The 18,496-nt window shown below is 66.6% G+C and carries 16 protein-coding genes and 1 tRNA gene; 12 read left to right on the top strand and 5 right to left on the bottom strand.

What is annotated here, in order from left to right; all coding sequences use genetic code 11:
- Positions 1–14: 14 nt before the first annotated feature.
- The 3 genes from A5708_RS24795 (at position 15) to A5708_RS24785 (ending at position 1,779) form a co-directional block, all read left to right on the top strand.
- Positions 15–455 (top strand): DUF402 domain-containing protein, encoded by a 441-nt coding sequence (locus A5708_RS24795; RefSeq protein WP_065031147.1) that lies wholly within the window; start codon positions 15–17, stop codon positions 453–455.
- 81 nt (positions 456–536) lie between these two features.
- Positions 537–1,313 carry an Fpg/Nei family DNA glycosylase gene (locus A5708_RS24790; protein ID WP_065031146.1) on the top strand — a complete coding sequence of 259 codons (777 nt, stop codon included), beginning with the start codon at positions 537–539 and terminating at the stop codon, positions 1,311–1,313.
- Between the two features lie 55 nt (positions 1,314–1,368).
- Positions 1,369–1,779: a hypothetical protein gene (locus A5708_RS24785; protein ID WP_065031145.1), complete on the top strand. Its 411-nt coding sequence runs from the start codon at positions 1,369–1,371 to the stop codon at positions 1,777–1,779.
- Between the two features lie 6 nt (positions 1,780–1,785).
- Here A5708_RS24785 and coaE read toward each other — a convergent pair whose 3' ends face one another.
- From coaE to polA, 4 genes are all read right to left on the bottom strand, one after another.
- Complete coding sequence (coaE, locus tag A5708_RS24780) at positions 1,786–3,000, bottom strand: dephospho-CoA kinase (RefSeq protein ID WP_065031144.1); 1,215 nt, start codon at positions 2,998–3,000, stop codon at positions 1,786–1,788.
- An 18-nt stretch (positions 3,001–3,018) separates the two neighbouring features.
- Positions 3,019–4,455 carry a 30S ribosomal protein S1 gene (rpsA, locus tag A5708_RS24775; protein ID WP_065031143.1) on the bottom strand — a complete coding sequence of 479 codons (1,437 nt, stop codon included), beginning with the start codon at positions 4,453–4,455 and terminating at the stop codon, positions 3,019–3,021.
- 158 nt (positions 4,456–4,613) lie between these two features.
- The gene (locus A5708_RS24770) at positions 4,614–5,060 is read right to left on the bottom strand and encodes a DMT family transporter (protein WP_065031142.1); all 447 of its coding nucleotides are present in this window, start codon (positions 5,058–5,060) and stop codon (positions 4,614–4,616) included.
- Between the two features lie 29 nt (positions 5,061–5,089).
- Entirely contained in the window at positions 5,090–7,750 is a 2,661-nt protein-coding gene (polA, locus tag A5708_RS24765; RefSeq protein ID WP_196772743.1) for a DNA polymerase I, read from the bottom strand.
- Between the two features lie 165 nt (positions 7,751–7,915).
- Between polA and A5708_RS24760 the strand changes: the two genes are divergently transcribed.
- A complete protein-coding gene (locus tag A5708_RS24760) occupies positions 7,916–8,371 on the top strand; it encodes a Zn-ribbon domain-containing OB-fold protein (RefSeq protein ID WP_065031140.1) in 456 nt (151 codons plus the stop codon).
- Positions 8,368–9,570: a lipid-transfer protein gene (locus A5708_RS24755; RefSeq protein WP_064952728.1), complete on the top strand. Its 1,203-nt coding sequence runs from the start codon at positions 8,368–8,370 to the stop codon at positions 9,568–9,570. Before A5708_RS24760 ends, A5708_RS24755 begins: the two co-directional genes overlap by 4 nt.
- 121 nt (positions 9,571–9,691) lie before the next feature.
- Here the strand turns inward: A5708_RS24755 and A5708_RS24750 are convergent, their stop codons facing one another.
- Positions 9,692–10,309, bottom strand: coding sequence for an ANTAR domain-containing response regulator (locus A5708_RS24750; protein WP_064883477.1), 618 nt, complete (start codon positions 10,307–10,309; stop codon positions 9,692–9,694).
- A 112-nt stretch (positions 10,310–10,421) separates the two neighbouring features.
- Between A5708_RS24750 and A5708_RS24745 the strand changes: the two genes are divergently transcribed.
- From A5708_RS24745 to A5708_RS24710, 7 genes are all read left to right on the top strand, one after another.
- Positions 10,422–10,498 (top strand) — tRNA-Leu (locus A5708_RS24745).
- A gap of 837 nt (positions 10,499–11,335) precedes the next feature.
- Complete coding sequence (locus A5708_RS24735) at positions 11,336–12,667, top strand: adenylate/guanylate cyclase domain-containing protein (protein WP_065031139.1); 1,332 nt, start codon at positions 11,336–11,338, stop codon at positions 12,665–12,667.
- A gap of 27 nt (positions 12,668–12,694) precedes the next feature.
- Complete coding sequence (locus tag A5708_RS24730) at positions 12,695–13,300, top strand: HdeD family acid-resistance protein (RefSeq protein WP_419538353.1); 606 nt, start codon at positions 12,695–12,697, stop codon at positions 13,298–13,300.
- Between the two features lie 88 nt (positions 13,301–13,388).
- A complete protein-coding gene (locus A5708_RS24725; protein ID WP_065031137.1) occupies positions 13,389–14,861 on the top strand; it encodes a cytochrome ubiquinol oxidase subunit I in 1,473 nt (490 codons plus the stop codon).
- A gap of 35 nt (positions 14,862–14,896) precedes the next feature.
- A complete protein-coding gene (gene cydB, locus A5708_RS24720) occupies positions 14,897–15,937 on the top strand; it encodes a cytochrome d ubiquinol oxidase subunit II (protein ID WP_065031136.1) in 1,041 nt (346 codons plus the stop codon).
- A gap of 62 nt (positions 15,938–15,999) precedes the next feature.
- Entirely contained in the window at positions 16,000–17,613 is a 1,614-nt protein-coding gene (gene cydD / locus A5708_RS24715) for a thiol reductant ABC exporter subunit CydD (RefSeq protein ID WP_065031135.1), read from the top strand.
- Positions 17,600–18,496 (top strand): ABC transporter transmembrane domain-containing protein (locus A5708_RS24710; RefSeq protein ID WP_269199411.1); only part of this gene is annotated, 897 nt, incomplete at its 3' end. The genes cydD and A5708_RS24710, both read left to right, overlap by 14 nt.

Below are 18,496 nucleotides of genomic sequence, written 5' to 3'. Positions count from 1 at the left end.
ATCCCAAGGGCATCGTGCGGGCAGTCGAGGAGTACGCGGTGCACCCGTGGGGCCTCTACATCGCCCGCCCCACTCCCGGCCGCGCCCAGTTCCATTACCTCGAGTCGTGGCTACTGCCGTCATTGGGCTTGCGCGCCACCGTGTTTCACTTCAATCCCGGGCATGAACGTGACCACGATTACTACCTGGATGTCGGCGAATACTCACCCGGTCCCACCGTGTGGCATTCCGAGGACCACTACCTGGATATCGAGGTCCGCACCGGCGCCGGGGCCGAACTCACCGATGTCGACGAGTTGCTGGATGCCGTCCGGCACGGATTGCTGACTCCCGAGGCCGCCGAGCGGGCGGTGCGACGCGCCGTGGCCGCCGTCGATGGGTTGGCCTGCAACGGCTACGACCTGTCGCGGTGGCTGGCACACCACGGCATGGCGCTGACCTGGCGTCGGCCGTAGCCGTTTTCCCGGTCCGGCGGCGGGTATGCACGTGAAATGTGTTTCGTCACCCGGCACCGCGCGTCATGACGGCGAAACCTCGTGCCTGAACTGCCGGATGTCGAAGGGTTCCGGCGCGAGCTTGCTAAAACCTTGCCCCGCCGCCGAATTGAACACGTAGCTGTCCTCGACCCCGGAATTTTGCGCAACGCCACCGCCGCCGCGCTCGCCCGGCGTCTGGCCGGGCACCGGTTCCGCGCCCCGCGCCGGCACGGCAAATGGCTGATACTGCCGACCGATGGCCCGACCCTCCTGATCCACAGTGGGATGACCGGACACCCGTACTACACCGACGCGGGCGCCGAGCCGGAAAAGTATGAGCGCCTGGTGGTGTCGCTCGACAAGGGTGAACTGCGCTACGCAGACCTGCGCAAGCTGCGCGGAATCTGGCTGACCGACGACGAGGACGACCTCGCGGACGTCCTGGGGCGCCAGGGGCCCGACGCGCTGGGCATGGGCCTGCGAAGGTTTCGCGAGGTGTTGGCCGGGCGACGCGGTCGCCTGAAGCCGACGCTGATGGACCAGTCGGTGATCGCGGGCCTCGGCAATCTGCTCGTCGACGAAATCTGCTGGCGGGCCAGGATAAGGCCCACCGTTCCGGTTGCGGAGTTGGACGACGAAGCCGTCAAGGACTTGCATCGCGCCATGACGCAAGTGCTGCACACGGCGGTGCGCCACGGCCGGGTGCCCGGCCTACCGCGCTGGCTCACCGGGGCACGCGACGATCCAGACCCGCACTGCCCGCGCTGCGGCAGCGCCCTTCGCCACCGTCGGATCGGCGGCCGGATGTCGTTCTGGTGTCCCCACTGCCAGCCCTAGCACCCCACCGAACAGCCTGGTGGGCCAGACGACGCTGGGCGTAATCTCAGCTGCTATGAGCTCCCAATCCCGCAGGTGGATGCAGATCGCCGCGCTGACGGTCATCGCCGGCGCCCAGCTGAATCCCCCGATCGCAAGAGCGGATCTGCACAACATCACCTATCGGGCGAGGATCGACGCTCTGACGACCGGTAGCCAGGCCACGTTCGTGACCAACGGCGGCCAGACGAGCACGACCGGCCTTCCTTCCATGCCGGGCAACGTATTCGAGGCCAACACCGTGCTTCCCGATCCGGCGCAGGCCGGCCTGCGGATTGTGCTGCGCTTTCCCTACGCGGCCAACGTGCACTGCGAAATCGACGCCGACGACAACGTTTTCACCCAGACCGACCAGATGGTGAGACCGACGGCCGGTAACAGCGATCCCAACAACGGGGCGCTGCAGTGCGGCGCGCCGTTGCCCTGATCCGGGTCAGGGCTTCCAGCCGGTCGAGTCGGCCCACTCCCAGGCCCTCCGGTACGCGTCGAGGAACCATGGCTCTTTGATCTCGACGTAGGCCGCGGTGTCTCCGCCGCCGCCCTTTTCGGCGACGCGCTTGACGTTCAGGTAGTCGGCCCGGGCGTCGGGATTGGCCGTCAGCCAGTCCACGAACAGCAGGGCGAACTGCTGGTTGGGCCAGCCGTCCACCCGGATGTGCACGTTGGTGGGTCGACCGGGATCGGCCGAGGCATGAATTCGCTTGAGCCACAAGTCCGCATCGTCCCGGTGGTCGTAGCTCTCGACGGTGCTGCGGGCGTCGGGCTTGGCTACGTCCTCGGCAACGTGCTCGATGCGAGGGTACCCGGCGGACAGCAACGGCTCGACGAGTTCGTCTGCGACGGCCAGGGATTCGACGGTGATCTGAACGTCGATGACGTCCTTGGCCGGGAAGTCCGGCACGGCGGTCGAGCCGATGTGATCGACGCGAAGCGCGCGGTGACCGCAGCTGGTCTTGAGCCGGTTCACGATTCGTTGCGCCTGGTCGGCCCAGCTCGGGTCGGGCGGCACCAACCGGGCCGGAGCCCGGACGATCTGGCGTGCGCTCAGGTTGTGCGCGAACGGGACGATGCGGGTGTTCCACACGTCGTGGGCCCGCCGTGCCAGATCCTCGGGGCTGCCCGAGTTGTCCAGCCAGATGTCGGCGACCGCGCGGCGCTGCTCGTCGCTGGCCTGCGCGGCGATCCGCGCACGGGCGTCATCCTCCGGCATGCCCCGCTGGTCGACCAGCCGCCGCAGCCGCACCTCCACGTCGGCGTAGACGATGACGACGAGCGGGAACAGCGGCGCCATCCCGGACTCCACCAGCAGCGGAATGTCCTCGACCACAACGGAATCCTCGGGCACCGCGGCAATGATCTCCGAACGGCGATTGCCCACCAGGGGGTGGACAATCCCGTTCAGCGTCTTGCGTGCCTCGTCGTCGCGAAAGGCCTTGGCGGCCAAAGCCGGTCGATCCAGCGACCCGTCCGCAAGCAGGATATCGCCTCCGAACGCCTCGACCAGCGCGGCCAGGCCCTCGGTCCCCGGCCGCACCACCTCGCGCGCGATGACGTCACCGTCGACGATGACGGCACCGCATTGCTCGAAGGTGGACGACAGCGCCGACTTGCCGGCGCCGATGCCACCGGTCAGCCCGATCCGCAGCATGGCGTGCTCAGCAGAGCGTCACGCGTTGCCGGCGAGTTTCTCCCGCAGAGCGGCCAATTGGGCGTCGCTGGCCAGCGATCCGCCCGCCTTCTCCGGAGGAGCGCCGTTGCCCGGCGACTGCTCGGTGTGCCCGGCAGCCTCGGCGGCGGCGAACTTCTCCATCTGCGCCGTGTGCATCTTGTGCCGGCGCTCGGCCTCGGCGTAACGGGCTTCCCACTCGTTGCGCTGCTTATCGAAGCCCTCGAGCCATTCGTTGGTCTCGGAGTCGAAGCCCTCGGGGAAGATGTAGTTGCCCTGCTCGTCGTAGCTGTCGGCCATGCCGTACTTCGCCGGGTCGAACTCGTCGGTGTAGTCCTCGTTGGCCTGCTTGAGCGACAACGAGATCCGGCGGCGCTCCAGGTCGATGTCGATGACCTTGACCATCGCGTCGTCGCCGACGGCGACCACCTGGTCAGGGACCTCGACGTGGCGCTCGGCCAGCTCGGAGATGTGCACCAGACCTTCGATGCCCTCCTCGACACGCACGAACGCACCGAACGGAACCAGCTTGGTGACCTTGCCGGGCACGATCTGGCCGATGGCATGGGTGCGGGCGAAGTGGCGCCACGGGTCTTCCTGAGTCGCCTTCAGCGACAACGAAACCCGCTCGCGGTCCATGTCGACGTCGAGCACCTCGACGGTGACCTCGTCGCCCACCTGCACAACCTCGGACGGGTGGTCGATGTGCTTCCAGGACAGCTCGGAGACGTGCACCAGACCGTCCACACCGCCGAGGTCGACGAACGCACCGAAGTTGACGATGGAGGACACCACACCCTTGCGGATGGCACCCTTCTGCAGCTGGTTGAGGAACTCGCTGCGCACCTCGGACTGGGTCTGCTCCAGCCAGGCGCGGCGGCTCAGCACCACGTTGTTGCGGTTCTTGTCCAGCTCGATGATCTTGGCCTCGATCTCCTTGCCGATGTACGGCTGCAGATCGCGCACCCGGCGCATCTCGACCAGCGAGGCGGGCAGGAAGCCACGCAACCCGATGTCGAGGATCAGGCCACCCTTGACCACCTCGATGACGGTGCCCTTGACGGCCTCGTCCTTCTCCTTGAGCGCCTCGATGGTGCCCCAGGCGCGCTCGTACTGCGCGCGCTTCTTGGAGAGAATCAGGCGACCCTCTTTGTCCTCCTTGGTGAGGACCAGGGCTTCGACCTCATCACCGACGGAAACGACCTCGTTGGGGTCGACATCGTGCTTGATGGAGAGTTCGCGGGCGGGGATGACCCCTTCGGTCTTGTAGCCGATATCGAGGAGCACCTCGTCCCGGTCCACTTTGACGATCGTGCCTTCGACGATGTCGCCATCGTTGAAGTACTTGATCGTTTTGTCTATTGCGGCGAGAAAGTCCTCGCTCGAGCCAATGTCGTTGACGGCTACTTGCGGCGAGGTGACGGCGGGACTCGGCATGTTGTTGGGTTGCTCCGGACAGGTTTGGTCGTAGGGACAATTGGGATTTACCTGTCGAGGCTACTCGACTGTGCTCATGCTGGCCAAACTCGGCCGCTAACACCTCTGCGTATCTGACGCGGACATGACGTGCGGGCAAATTTTTCGCAAGCCACCTGTCAGAACTTGGCGATCAGCACTACTCCGCACACCATGAGCATGCCGCCGACGGCCCTGAGCAGCGTGATCGGGTGAGGATCGAGCCGCAACCAGCCAAAATGGTCGATCACCAGCGAAATGATGAGCGCTGACGTGACGGTGATGCCCATGAACGTGCCGGCCCCGACCCGGTTGACCAGGGTGAGGCCGGCATAGACCTGGACAGCCCCGACCAGGCCACCGACCACGGCCCACCAGGGCATCGACGCGACGTCGCGGGCGGTGGGCAGCGGTTTCGGCATCAACGCGAATGCGGCGATGAAGAAAACGGTGATCACCGCGAATGAAATCGCCGACGCCAGCCACGGGTTGATCAGGTGCTTGTAGAGCTGGCCGTTCATGGCGGCTCCGCACGTCTGCAGCGCGCCGCCGAGGACGATGAACGGAACGATCCAGCCTGCGTTCATGACACCCCCTGGTTCGGCGCGCCAGTCGTTTAATGCGCCGCAGCGTCCCAGCTGCGGCCGTAACCCACCGAAACCTCCAGCGGGACATCGAGCGGGTACGCGCCGCCCATTTTGTCGCGTACCAGCGCCTCCAGCTGTTCCCGCTCGCCGGAGGCGACCTCGAACAGCAGCTCGTCGTGCACCTGCAGCAAAATCCGGGAGGACAGCCCGGCGTCCTTGATCGCCTTGTCGACCTCGAGCATCGCCACCTTGATGATGTCGGCCGCGCTGCCCTGAATCGGCGCGTTGAGCGCCGCCCGCTCGGCGGCCTCGCGCACCTGACGGTTGCTGCTGTCGAGTTCGGGCAGGTAGCGACGGCGGCCGAAGACCGTCGACGTGAAGCCGTCCTTACGGGCCTGCTCCACGACGTCCATCAGGTAGTCGCGCACCCCGCCGAACCGGGCGAAGTATTGCTCCATCTGATCTTTGGCTTCCTCGGTGGAGATTTTCAGCTGCGCGGACAGCCCGTAGGCGCTCAATCCGTAGGCCAGGCCGTAGGACATCGCCTTGACCCGGCGGCGCAGCTCGGCGGTGACCTCTTCGATCGGCACGCCGAACGCCCGCGAGGCGACGAACGAGTGCAGGTCCTCCCCGGTGTTGAACGCCTCGATGAGGCCCGCGTCCTTGGACAGGTGGGCCATGATCCGCATCTCGATCTGGCTGTAGTCGGCCGTCATCAGCTCGCTGTAGCCGTCGCCGACGACGAACGCGTCGCGGATCCGCCGGCCCGCCTCGGTGCGAATCGGAATGTTCTGCAGGTTCGGCTCGGTCGACGACAATCTGCCCGTGGCGGCGATGGTTTGGTTGAACGTGGTGTGGATGCGCCCGTCCGAGGCCACCGAGTTCAGCAACCCGTCGACGGTGACTTTGAGCCGGGTGGCGTCGCGGTGGGTCAGCAGATGCTGCAAAAACGGATGGCCGGTCTTGTCGAAAAGCGATTGCAGCGCATCCGCGTCGGTGGTGTAGCCGGTCTTGGTGCGCTTGGTCTTCGGCATCTCCAGCTCGTCGAAGAGCACCGTCTGCAACTGTTTTGGCGAGCCGAGGTTGATCTGCTTGCCGATCACCGCGTACGCCGCCTCGGCCGCGTCGCGGATCTGGTGAGCGAAATCGCTTTGCAGCTCGTTGAGCAGGTCCAAATCGACTGCGATACCGGCATTTTCCATGCCGGCAAGCACAGCCTGCACCGGGAGCTCCATCCCGCTCAACAACGACGTGGAGTTGATGCGGGCCAACTCCTCGTCGAGCGCGTCGGCCAGGTCGAGTACCGCGATGGCGCGCAGAATCAGTGTCTGCACCGCCTGGTCGTCGGTGCCCTCATTGTCATCGAGCAGCGAAAGTTGTTGCTGTTCAGGGTTTTCCGCGCGCAGCTCGCGGCGCAGGTAGCGCAGGGAAAGGTCGTCGAGGGAGAAGCTGCGCTGCCCGGGCCGCACCAGGTAGGCCGCAAGCGCGGTGTCGGAGGTGACGCCGGCCAGCGTCCAGCCCCGTCCGGCCAGGTCGTGCATCGCCAGCTTGGCCTCGTGCAGCGCCTTGGGCGGACCGGGGTCGGCAAGCCAAGACGCCAGCGCCGCTTCGTCTTCGGGATCCAGCGTTGCGGTGTCGATGTAGCGGCCCTCGCCGTCGGCGGAGACGATGGCCAGCGCGGTGGCGTCGGCGTCGTAGGCCAGGTGGGTGCCGACGACGGCCAGGCCGAACCGCTTTCCCGAGCTGTGCTCGGCCAGCCACACGGCGAGCTCGCCGGCTTCCAGCGCACCGCCGCGCACGTCGAACCCCTCGTCGACCTCGGGCTCCACCGCGGCCAGGGTTTCGAACAACCGGTCCCGCAACACCCGGAACTCCAGGTCATCGAAGAGCCGGTGAATCTGGTCGCGATCCCACGGCTGCAGCCGCAACGTGTCCGGGGTCTGGGCCAGCGGCACGTCTTTGACGAGATCGGTCAGCTCGCGGTTACGGATGACGCTGGCCAGATGTTCGCGCAGCGCGTCACCCACCTTGCCGCGCACCGAATCGACGTTGTCGACCAGCGCCTGCAGCGACCCGTATTCGCCGATCCATTTGGAGGCGGTCTTCTCCCCCACGCCGGGAATGCCGGGCAGGTTGTCGCTGGGATCGCCGCGCAGGGCGGCGAAGTCGGGGTACTGCCGGGGCGTCAGCCCGTACTTCTCGACGACGGCGTCCGGGGTGAAGCGGGTCAACTCGCTGACCCCCTTGCGGGGATACAGCACCGTCACGTTGTCGCTGACCAACTGCAACGAATCGCGGTCGCCGGTGACCACCAACACCCGGTAGCCCTCGTTTTCGGCCTGCGTGGCCAGGGTCGCGATCAGGTCGTCGGCCTCAAACCCCTCCTCGGCCAGCACCGTGATGCCCAACGCCGCCAGGACTTCCTTGGTGATGTCGATCTGGCCGCGGAACTCGTCGGGCGTCGCCGACCGGTTGGCCTTGTACTCCGGGTAGCGCTCGGAGCGGAAGGTCTGACGCGACACGTCGAACGCCGCGGCGATGTGTGTCGGGGCTTCGTCGCGCAGCAGGTTGATCAGCATGGCGGTGAAGCCGTAGACCGCGTTGGTGGTCAGCCCGCCGCGGGTTTTGAAGTTTTCGGCGGGCAGCGCATAGAACGCCCGAAACGCCAGCGAGTTGCCGTCCAGCAGCATCAGCGTCGGCGTGGTTTCTTCCTCGCTGGTCTTCGTAGTGGTTTTCGTCGCGGGCACGGCTCTCACTCTAGGCACCCGGTGTGACGGGGCTGGGCGCCCCGACCGTGCCACCAGGAGAACTGCAACACGTTTCAGTTTTGAGTTTGGGCTCGGTAGTCTGACCCAGTGCCAGAGGTCACCAGTCAAGAACCCGCGATCGACGGGTGGTTCGCCACCGACTCGACTACTGACGGGGCCGGTGGCCCCTATCTGATCGGCAGTAAGTGCCCCGAGTGCGGCACCTATGTGTTCCCGCCGCGGGAGAACAACTGCCCCAACCCGGCCTGCGCCAGCGACGCCCTGGAGTCCGTCGCTTTGTCGACCCGGGGAACGCTGTGGAGCTATACCGAGAACCGGTACCCGCCACCCGCGCCCTACCCGGCGGCGGACCCGTTCGAGCCGTTCGCCATCGCCGCGGTGGAGCTGGCCGACGAGGGCATCATCGTGCTCGGCAAGGTGGTCGAGGGCACGCTGGCCGCCGACCTGAAGGTCGGCATCGAGATGGAGCTGGCCACCATGACCTTGTTCACCGACGTCGACGGCGTCGAACGCCTCGTGCACGCGTGGAAGGTGGCCTCATGAGCGCTCCGGAACCGCTTTACATCCTCGGCGCCGGGATGCACCCGTGGGGCAAATGGGGCCGCGACTTCACCGAATACGGCGTGGTCGCCGCGCGCGCCGCGCTGGCCGAGGCAGGCCTGGACTGGCAGCAGATCCAGCTGGTCGCCGGCGCCGACACCATCCGCAACGGCTACCCGGGCTTCATCGCGGGGTCGACGTTCGCGCAGAAACTCGGCTGGAACGGCGTGCCGGTCAGCTCCAGCTACGCGGCCTGCGCCAGCGGGTCGCAGGCGCTGCAGAGCGCCCGCGCCCACATCCTGGCCGGCTTCTGCGACGTCGCGCTGGTCATCGGCGCCGACACCACCCCGAAGGGCGCGTTCGCCCCGGTCGGCGGCGAGCGCAAGAACGACCCCGACTGGCAGCGCTTCCACCTCATCGGTGCGATGAACCCCGTGTACTTCGCGCTGCTGGCGCGGCGCCGGATGGACCTCTACGGCGCGACGTCCGAGGACTTCGCCGCGGTGAAGGTGAAGAACTCCCAGCACGGCCTGCAGAATCCGAATGCCCGCTACCGCAAGGAATCTTCGGTCGAGGACGTGCTGGCGAGTCCGGTCGTCTCCGACCCGCTGCGGCAGCTCGACATCTGCGCCACCTCCGACGGCGCCGCGGCGCTGATCGTGGCCAGCGCCGAGTTCGCCCGCAAGCACCTCGGCTCGCTCGAGGGCGTGCCGTCGGTGCGCGCGGTCAGCACGGTCACGCCGCGCTACCCGCAGCATCTGCCCGAATTGCCAGACATCGCAACGGATTCCACCGCGGTCGTGGCCGCACCGGAGCGGGTGTTCAAGGATCAGATCCTCGACGCGGCCTACGCCGAGGCGGGCATCGGGCCCGAGGACGTGAGCCTGGCCGAGGTCTATGACCTGTCCACCGCGCTGGAACTCGACTGGTACGAGCACCTGGGGCTGTGCGCCAAGGGCGAAGCGGAGGAGCTGCTGCGCAGCGGCGCCACCACGATCGGCGGCCGGGTCCCGGTCAACCCGTCGGGCGGGCTGGCGTGCTTCGGCGAGGCGATCCCCGCCCAGGCGATCGCTCAGGTCTGCGAGTTGACCTGGCAGCTGCGCGGCCAGGCCACCGGCCGCCAGGTGGAGAACGCCACCGTCGGGGTGACCGCCAACCAGGGCCTGTTCGGGCACGGCTCGTCGGTGATCGTCGCGCGTTAGGGCCTGGGGCCACCGGCGATTACGGCCTCGACCGTGCAACCAGGGCTTTGAGCGTGCAACCACGGCGGCTGCCCTCGGCGTGTCTTCGCCCCCACCGCAGACTCGACGCGCTGGTTCACCCTCAGGCGTCTTTGGACGGATCCAGGGTCTCCAGGACGACTTCAGCCACCCGCTTCATCGTGGTCCTGCGGTCCATGGCGGCCCGTTGAATCCACTTGAAGGCCTCGGGCTCGGTCATGCCCTGTTCGCTTTGCAGCAGCCCTTTCGCCCGCTCCACGAGCTTGCGGGTCTCCAGCCGGTCGGACAACGAGGCCACCTCGCGTTCGAGCTCGGCGATCTCACCGAAGCGGCTGACGGCCAATTCGATGGCCGGGATGAGGTCACTGATGGTGAACGGCTTCACCAGATAGGCCATCGCCCCCGCGTCACGCGCCCGCTCTACCAGATCGCGTTGGCTGAACGCGGTCAGCACCACGATGGGGGCGATGCGCTTGCTGGCTATCTCCGAGGCCGCGTCGATGCCGTCGCGGCGCGGCATCTTCACGTCCATGATCACCAGGTCCGGCTGATGGCGCTCGGCCAATTCGACGGCTTCCTGTCCGTCGCCGGCCTCCCCGACGATCTCGTACCCCTCCTCTCGGAGCATCTCGGCGAGATCCATTCGGATGAGCGCTTCGTCTTCAGCGATCAGGACCCGGCGCGGCACAGCGGCGTCGGTGTCGGTCGTGGGGCCTGTCATAACGCATATTGTGTCGTGAACGCCTCGGACCAGCGACCTCGGGGGCGGTGAGGCAGTTGAGCACTCCTGATCCTCTATGGTGGGAGGCTGCCTCTAACGTAAGAGGCCGCGCGCCCTCGTATCCCAACTGGCAGAGGAAACGGATTCAAAACCCGTCCAGTGTGAGTTCGAATCTCACCGAGGGCACCACAGACACCGCGTGCGAGCCGGCAAACGGCCACCCCGAGAGACGCATCGCGGTCCGGCGCCGCCCTCGGTGTCACGTCGAGGCCACTCGTGGCTTTCCGTCCCGGCATCCCGACGCTCGAATCGGCGCGGCGGGCGGGAGCCACAACCACTTTCCGGTACCGAAATCGCGCCTCCGCGGCCGCCATCAAACCCGAAGGTCTGTTAACACGGTCAGATACCGTCCAACGGTATGGATTCTGGGTATTTAATAAACCCCGCGCAATTATGAAAAGCATGGCATTTAGCAAGAGCGCAATGAATTCATATTCTTTTTCCGCCCGCGCTGCCACGCGCCGAAATGCATCCAGCAACGGCTTCGGCCGAGTGAGCCAATGCTCGGAGATCCCGCGCGGAGCGGACCGTTGGGGTGGGCCTCACCCCTCGTCGAGGCCCACCGTCCGGTTCAGTCTCCGAATGATCGGGTGATGCAGACCTGGTCTGACGCAGAGACATTCAGCCCCGTGGCGTCGTTACCGATGGAGTCGCCGGCGACCCGGAGGAGCCAGCTCGGCTCGCTGCAGGCCGCACTACAGCCGTCCATGAGTACGGCGGTCAGAGCAAGGATTGACACAAGAACGAATCTCTTGAGACCCGTCATCAGGCACCCCTTAGTCGAGGCGAACACGTGTCTAACAGCCCTGCCGAACACGTGTTAAATAACCATAACGATCCATTCGCAAACCCGATTACAACCCGATAACAAAGTTGTTATCAGACTCGGAAACTTGCGGAAGCGAAAACGGCAATATTCCTCCCGCAGTCGACAAGATTCGCTGCTCAGCGGTTAGGCTTACACCCGTGGCGGCCAAGAAGTGTGGTGCCCCACCAACACGCCTAGACAGCTCCTCGGAGCGCCCGGACTGCGTGGCCGCGGCGCGGGCCCAGTCACGCGACCGCAATCAGCACTACGCCGACAGCGCCGCACGCGAGTATCGAGTGCTCACGATCGCGGCCTGGCTCGCGGTTTCGGTGTGCACCACTTTCGTCGTACTTCAGGTCGTCACGGGCGCGTGGATCTGGGAGATGCTGGTCCTCAATGTCGTCTCGGCGGTGATCTTCGCGTGCGTGCCGTGGCTGCACCGCTTCGGTGATCTGGTCGCACCGCTGACCTTTATCGGGGCCGCCTACGTCACGGTCTTCGCCACCTGCTGGGACTCGGGCACGGCCTCGGGCGCCCAGTTCTTCTTGGTGGTGGGCGCCTGCCTGGTGGTGCTGGTGCTGGGGCTTGATCACATCGTGTTGGCAGCAATGCTGGCGGCGATCGCCGCCGGCCTGATCATCGCCCTGGAATTCCTGGTTCCCCGCGATACCGGGCTGGTGCCGGCGTGGGCGCAGTCGATGATGTTCGTCGTCACCATCGTCTCCGCATGCGTGATGGTGTTCATCACGGTGTGGTACGCGCTGCGCGACACCCAGCGCGCCGAGGCGGTGATGGAATCCGAGTACCAGCGGTCGGAGGCGCTGCTGGCCAACATGCTGCCGGGCAGCATCGCCGAGCGCCTCAAAAGCGCCGACCGGGACGTGATCGCCGACAAGTACGACGAGGCCTCGGTCTTGTTCGCCGACATCGTCAGCTTCACCGAACGCGCCAGCAGCACCAGCCCGGCCGACTTGGTGCAGTTCCTCGACCGGTTGTACGGCGCCTTCGACGAGTTGGTGGACAGCCACGGCCTGGAGAAGATCAAGGTCAGCGGCGACTCCTACATGGTGGTCAGCGGGGTCCCGCGCGCGCGGCCGGACCACGCCTTCGCCCTGGCCGCTCTGGCGCTCGACATGGCCAATGTTGCTGCGGCACTGAAGGATCCGCACGGCCATGCGGTCCCGTTGCGGATGGGCATGGCCTGCGGACCCGTCGTGGCCGGCGTCGTGGGTTCGCGGCGGTTCTTCTACGACGTGTGGGGCGACGCCGTCAACGTCGCGTCGCGGATGGAGTCCACCGATTCGGTGGGCCGAATTCAAGTGCCCGAGGCGATGTATGAACGCCTCAAACACGAGTTCGTTCTGCAGGAGCGTGGCCGGATCGAGATCAAGGGCAAGGGCGTTATGCGCACCTGGTATCTAATCGGCCGCAAGGCAGGCGAAGAACCCACCGACCTGCGTGCCGAAGACCCACGCACGGTCCACATCTGACGAAAGTCCCTGTACCACGGCTCGCGTTTGTGCCAGACTGCGGCCATGACTATCTCCCCTGGCTCTCCTGGAACCCACCCCGTTCCAAGCTTGCTGCCGCATCTGTGGAAATCCGCTCTGCTGTCGGGAATTCTGTCTCTTGTCCTCGGCGTCCTGGTGCTGGCGTGGCCGGGAATTTCCATCCTGGTCGCCGCCGTCGCCTTCGGCGTTTATCTATTGATCACCGGCATCGCGCAGGTTGTCTTCGCGTTCTCGCTTCATGTCTCGGCGGGCAGCCGGATCCTGCTGTTCATCAGTGGCGCAGCGTCGTTGATCCTCGCGCTGCTGGCATTCCGTCATTTCGGTCAGGGATACGCAATCCTGCTGCTGGCCATCTGGATTGGCATCGGATTCATCTTCCGCGGTGTCGCCACAACGATTTCGGCCGTCAGCGACCCACACCTGCCGGGCCGGGGCTGGAACATCTTCGTCGGCGTGATCAGCCTGCTCGCCGGCATCGTCGTGCTGGCGTCGCCGTTCCAATCCATCGTCACCCTGGCGATCGTGGTCGGCGCGTGGTTTGTGGTCATCGGCGTGTTCGAGATCATTTCGTCGTTCGGAATTCGCAAGGCCTCCAAAACCCTCGCCGTCTGACAAGGGCACCGGTAGCGGGGGCGCCGACTCATCTACTACACTCTGTCGTAGCCGTTGATCGGCCCTCCGCAGTCTCGGGAGATGACAGATGAATGTCGTCGATATTTCGCGGTGGCAGTTCGGTATCACTACCGTCTACCACTTCATCTTCGTGCCGCTCACCATCGGTTTGGCGCCGCTGATCGCCATCATGCAGACGGCGTGGGTGGCCACCGGTAACACCGCCTGGTACCGACTGACCAAGTTCTTCGGCAAGCTGTTCCTGATCAACTTCGCCATCGGCGTGGCGACCGGGATCGTCCAAGAATTTCAGTTCGGGATGAACTGGTCGGAGTACTCGAAGTTCGTCGGCGACATCTTCGGTGCGCCCCTGGCGATGGAGGGACTGTTCGCCTTCTTCTTCGAGTCCACGTTCATCGGGTTGTGGATCTTCGGCTGGAGCCGGCTGCCGAAGCTGATACACCTGGCCTGCATCTGGATCGTCGCGTTCGGCGTCAACGCGTCGGCGTTCTTCATCATCGCGGCGAACTCGTTCATGCAGCACCCGGTCGGCGCGCATTACAACCCGGCGACGCGACGCGCCGAGCTGGACGACATCTTCGCCCTGCTGTCCAATAACACTGCGCAAGCGGCGTTCTCACACACCGTGACCGGCGCGCTTCTGGTTGCGGGCACCTTCGTCGCCGCCGTGAGCGCGTGGTGGATGGTGCGCTCACGCAGGCAGGGGTCCACTACGCCCGAAGCGCAGACCGATGCCCGCACCATGTTTCGCCCGGCGGCAATCCTGGGCTGCGGGGTGGTGTTGCTCGCCACTGTCGGCCTGTTCTTCACCGGTGACCGGCAGGGCAAGCTCATGTTCGTCCAGCAGCCGATGAAGATGGCGTCGGCGGAAGCGTTATGTCACACCCAGACCGACCCCGACTTCTCGGTGCTGACGATCGGAACGCACAACAACTGCGGCAGCGTCGCCGAGGTCATCAAGGTGCACTACGTGCTGCCGTTTCTGGCCGAGGGCAAGTTCAGCGGCGTGACGCTGCGCGGGGTGGACGAGTTGCAGCAGGAGTATCAGCAGCGCTTCGGACCCGACGACTACCGGCCGAACCTGTTCGTCACCTACTGGTCCTTCCGGGCGATGATCGGATTCCTGGCGATCCCGGTGTTGTTCGCCCTGACCGTGTTGTGGGTCACCCGCGGCGGGCGAACACCCAAGAGCCGCTGGATGTCCTGGTTCGCCCTGCTCACCATCCCCACGCCGTTCCTGGCCAACATCTCGGGCTGGGTGTTCACCGAGATGGGCCGCCAGCCCTGGGTGGTGGCGCCCAATCCCACTGGGGACCAAATGATTCGGCTGACTGTGCGCGAAGGGGTGTCGCATCACGTGCCCGGCATGGTCATCACCTCCCTGGTGACCTTCACCCTCATCTACGCGGTGCTCGCGGTCCTCTGGTTCTTCCTGCTCAAGCGCTACACCGTCGAAGGGCCGCTGGAACACGACGCGGAACCCGCTCCCCCACAAGCGCCCAGTGATGACGAGGTGGCACCTCTGTCCTTCGCGTACTGACCAGGGCTTAACCGACGCCGAAAGGAGTTGCGACGGTGGGACTGCAGGAAGTGTGGTTCGGCATCATCGGGGTGCTGTTCCTGGGTTTCTTCATCCTCGAGGGCTTCGACTTCGGCGTGGGCATGTTGATGGAGCCGTTCGCCCGCGTCGGCATCGGCGAACCCGAACCGCTGCGCCGCACGGCGCTCAACACCATCGGACCGGTGTGGGATGGCAACGAGGTCTGGCTGATCGTCGGCGGCGCAGCGATGTTCGCCGCCTTCCCCGCCTGGTATGCCACCGTGTTCTCCACGCTGTACCTGCCGCTGCTGGCGATCCTTTTCGGCATGATCGTGCGCGCCGTGGCGATCGAGTGGCGCGGCAAGATCGATGACACCAAATGGCGCGGCTGGGCCGACGTCGGCATCGCAGCCGGATCCTGGCTGCCGGCCGTTCTGTGGGGCGTCGCGTTCGCCATCCTGGTGCGCGGACTCCCGGTCGAGGCCGACGGCCGCATTCACCTCTCGATCACCGATGTGCTCAACGCCTACACGCTGCTCGGCGGCTTGGCCACCGCCGGACTGTTCTTGTTCTACGGAGCGACATTCGTCGCGTTGAAGACCTCCGGCGCCATCCGTGAGGACGCATACCGGTTCGGCGTCTGGCTATCGCTTCCGGTCACCGGACTGGTTGCGGCATTCGGCCTTTGGACGCAACTGGCTCATGGCAAGGATTGGACCTGGCTGGTGCTGGCCGTGGCGGTGCTGGCTCAACTGGCGGCGGTGCTGCTGGTGTGGCGCCGGGCGTCCGACGGCTGGGCGTTCACCTGCGTCGCGTTGGTGGTCGCGGCCGTGGTGATCCTGCTCTTCGGCTCGCTGTATCCGAACTTGGTGCCCTCGACGCTGAACAAGCAGTGGAGCCTGACCATCTACAACGCCTCCTCCACCCACTACACCCTCAAAGTCATGACGTGGGTGACGGCGTTCATGGCCCCGCTGACCGTCATCTACCAAGCCTGGTCGTATTGGATTTTCCGGCAACGGATCTCGGCCGACCGGATACCCGCGCCGATCGGACTGGCAAGGCGCCCGTCCTGAGCGGTACGGACCGTACCAGCCGGGCGCCGCTAGACCCGAGACTGTGGCGAGCCTCAACGGCGGTGCGCCGCTACCTGGTCGCCGTCGTGGGCTGCGGCGTGCTGATCTCCGGCTGCGCGATCGGATCGGCCGTCGTCTTGGCACGCATCGTCGCCGACGTCGTCGGCCAGCCCGCCGCCCGGGGCCTACACGTCTGGCTGGGATCGCTGTCAATCCTGTTGGCGCTGTGGGTAGTCCGCGCGGTGACGCATTGGCTTCAGGCCCGACTGGGGCAACGGGGAGCCAGCGCGGTCATCGCCGATCTGTCCGGCCAGGTACTCGCCGCGGTGACCGCCAGGCAACCCAGCGAACTGGCGGCGGAACGCGACGCCGCCGCCGTCGTGGTCACCCGTGGGCTGGATGGCCTGCGCCCCTACTTCACCGGCTACCTGCCGACGTTGATGCTCGCCGCGATCCTGACCCCGGCCACCGTCGCGGTGGTCGCGGCCTATGACCTGAAATCGGCGGTAGTCGTGGCGATCACGCTGCCCCTGATACCGATCTTCATGGTGCTGATCGGTCTGGCGACCGCCGACCGGTCGGCCGCGGCGCTGGCCGCGATGACCACGCTGCAGGCGCGGTTGCTGGACCTGATCGGCGGCATCCCCACCCTGCGGGCGCTGGGCCGCAGCTCGGGCCCCGAACATCGCATCGCCGAACTGGCCGCGGCGCACCGCCGCTCGGCCATGGCGACGCTGCGGATCGCGTTCCTGTCGGCCCTGGTGCTGGAGCTGCTGGCCACGCTCGGGGTGGCGTTGATCGCCGTCGGAATAGGCCTTCGACTGGTGTTCGGCGAGATGACCCTGACCACGGGTTTAACCGTCCTGTTGCTGGCGCCGGACGTGTACTGGCCGCTGCGCCGCATCGGCGTGGAATTTCATGCCGCGCAAGACGGCAGGGCCGCCGCCGGTGCCGCGTTCGCGCTCATCGGCGAGCCGGCCGCGTCGACGGCCGGGACTCAGACGGTGACCGCGCGCGACGCGCGGATCCGCCTCGACCATCTGACCGTGGACGGCCGCGACGGCAAGGCACCGCACGATCTGAGCGCGGTCATCGAACCCGGCTCGGTGACCGTGCTGACCGGGCGCAACGGCGCCGGCAAGAGCACCACCCTGCAGGCGATCGCCGGCATCAGCGGGCCCTCGTCGGGCCGGGTGGTCGTGGACGGCGTTGACGTCGCCGAGCTGGAGCCGGCCGGCTGGTGGGCGCAGCTGTCCTGGCTTCCCCAGCGACCGGTGCTGATGCCGGGCACCGTCGACGACAACCTGAAGCTGCTCGGCGATCTGTACGACGCCGAAAAAGCCTGTGCCGATTCCGGATTCGACGCGGTGCTGGCAGAGCTGCCCAATGGGGGCGGCACCGTGCTCGGACGCGGCGGTGTCGGGCTGTCGTTGGGGCAGCGGCAACGGCTGGGGTTGGCCCGTGCGCTCGGCTCGACGGCCGCCGTGCTGTTGCTCGACGAACCGACCGCGCACCTGGACGCGGCCACCGAGGACCGCGTCTTGCGGGCCGTCGTCGAGCGGGCCCGGGCCGGTGCGACCGTCATCGTCGTCGGCCATCGTGCCCCGGTGCTGGCCATCGGCGACCGGGTCATCGAAGTCGTCGCCGACCGGGGGGTGCGTTATGCGCCGGCCTGATCCGCTCATCGACGCTTTGACACTGCTGCGCCCGCGGCTGCCCCGCCTCCTGGCGGCGATTGCGCTCGGGGTGCTCTCGCTGGGGAGCGCGCTGGCCCTGGCCGGTGTGTCGGCATGGCTGATCACGCGGGCCTGGCAGATGCCGCCGGTGCTGGACCTGTCGGTGGCGGCGGTCGCGGTTCGGATGTTCGCGATCTCGCGCGGCGTGCTGCACTACTGCGAGCGGCTGGCCACCCACGACACGGCCTTGCGCGCGGCCGGCGCCGCCCGGGTGCAGATCTACCAGCGGCTGGCGCGCGGGCCGGCCGCGGCCGCCGTACGGCTGCACAGCGGTGAACTGGTGGCGCGGGTGGGCGCCGACGTCGACGAGCTGGCCAACGTTCTGGTGCGCGCCCTGGTGCCGATCGGGGTCGCGGTGGTGCTGGCGCTGGCGGCAACCGCCGTCGTCGCGGCCATCTCACCGGCCGCCGCGGTGGTGCTGGCCGTCTGCCTGCTGCTCGCCGGCTTGGTCGCGCCGCGGATCGCCGGCCGGGCCACCGCAGCCCAGGAAGACGTTGCGCGGCAGCATCATTCCGAACGCGACACGTCCGCGATGGTCGCCCTCGAACATGCCCCCGAGCTTCGGGTCGCCGGCCTGCTGCCCGATGTCATCGCCGAATCGCAACGCCGGCAACGCGCTTGGGGCGATGCCCTGGACGCCGCCGCCAAACCGGCGGCAATTGCCGAGGCGATGCCGACCGCCGCGATCGGGGCGAGCGTGCTGGGCGCGGTGGTGTGCGGGATCGGGTTGGCGCACACGGTCGCGCCCACCACCCTGGCCGTGCTGATATTGCTGCCGCTGTCCGCCTTCGAGGCGATGACGCCGTTACCGGCCGCCGCGGTC

Source organism: Mycobacterium colombiense (assembly GCF_001672755.1).
GTDB lineage: Bacteria > Actinomycetota > Actinomycetes > Mycobacteriales > Mycobacteriaceae > Mycobacterium > Mycobacterium colombiense_C.
This window is presented reverse-complemented; position numbering and strand designations above follow the sequence as displayed.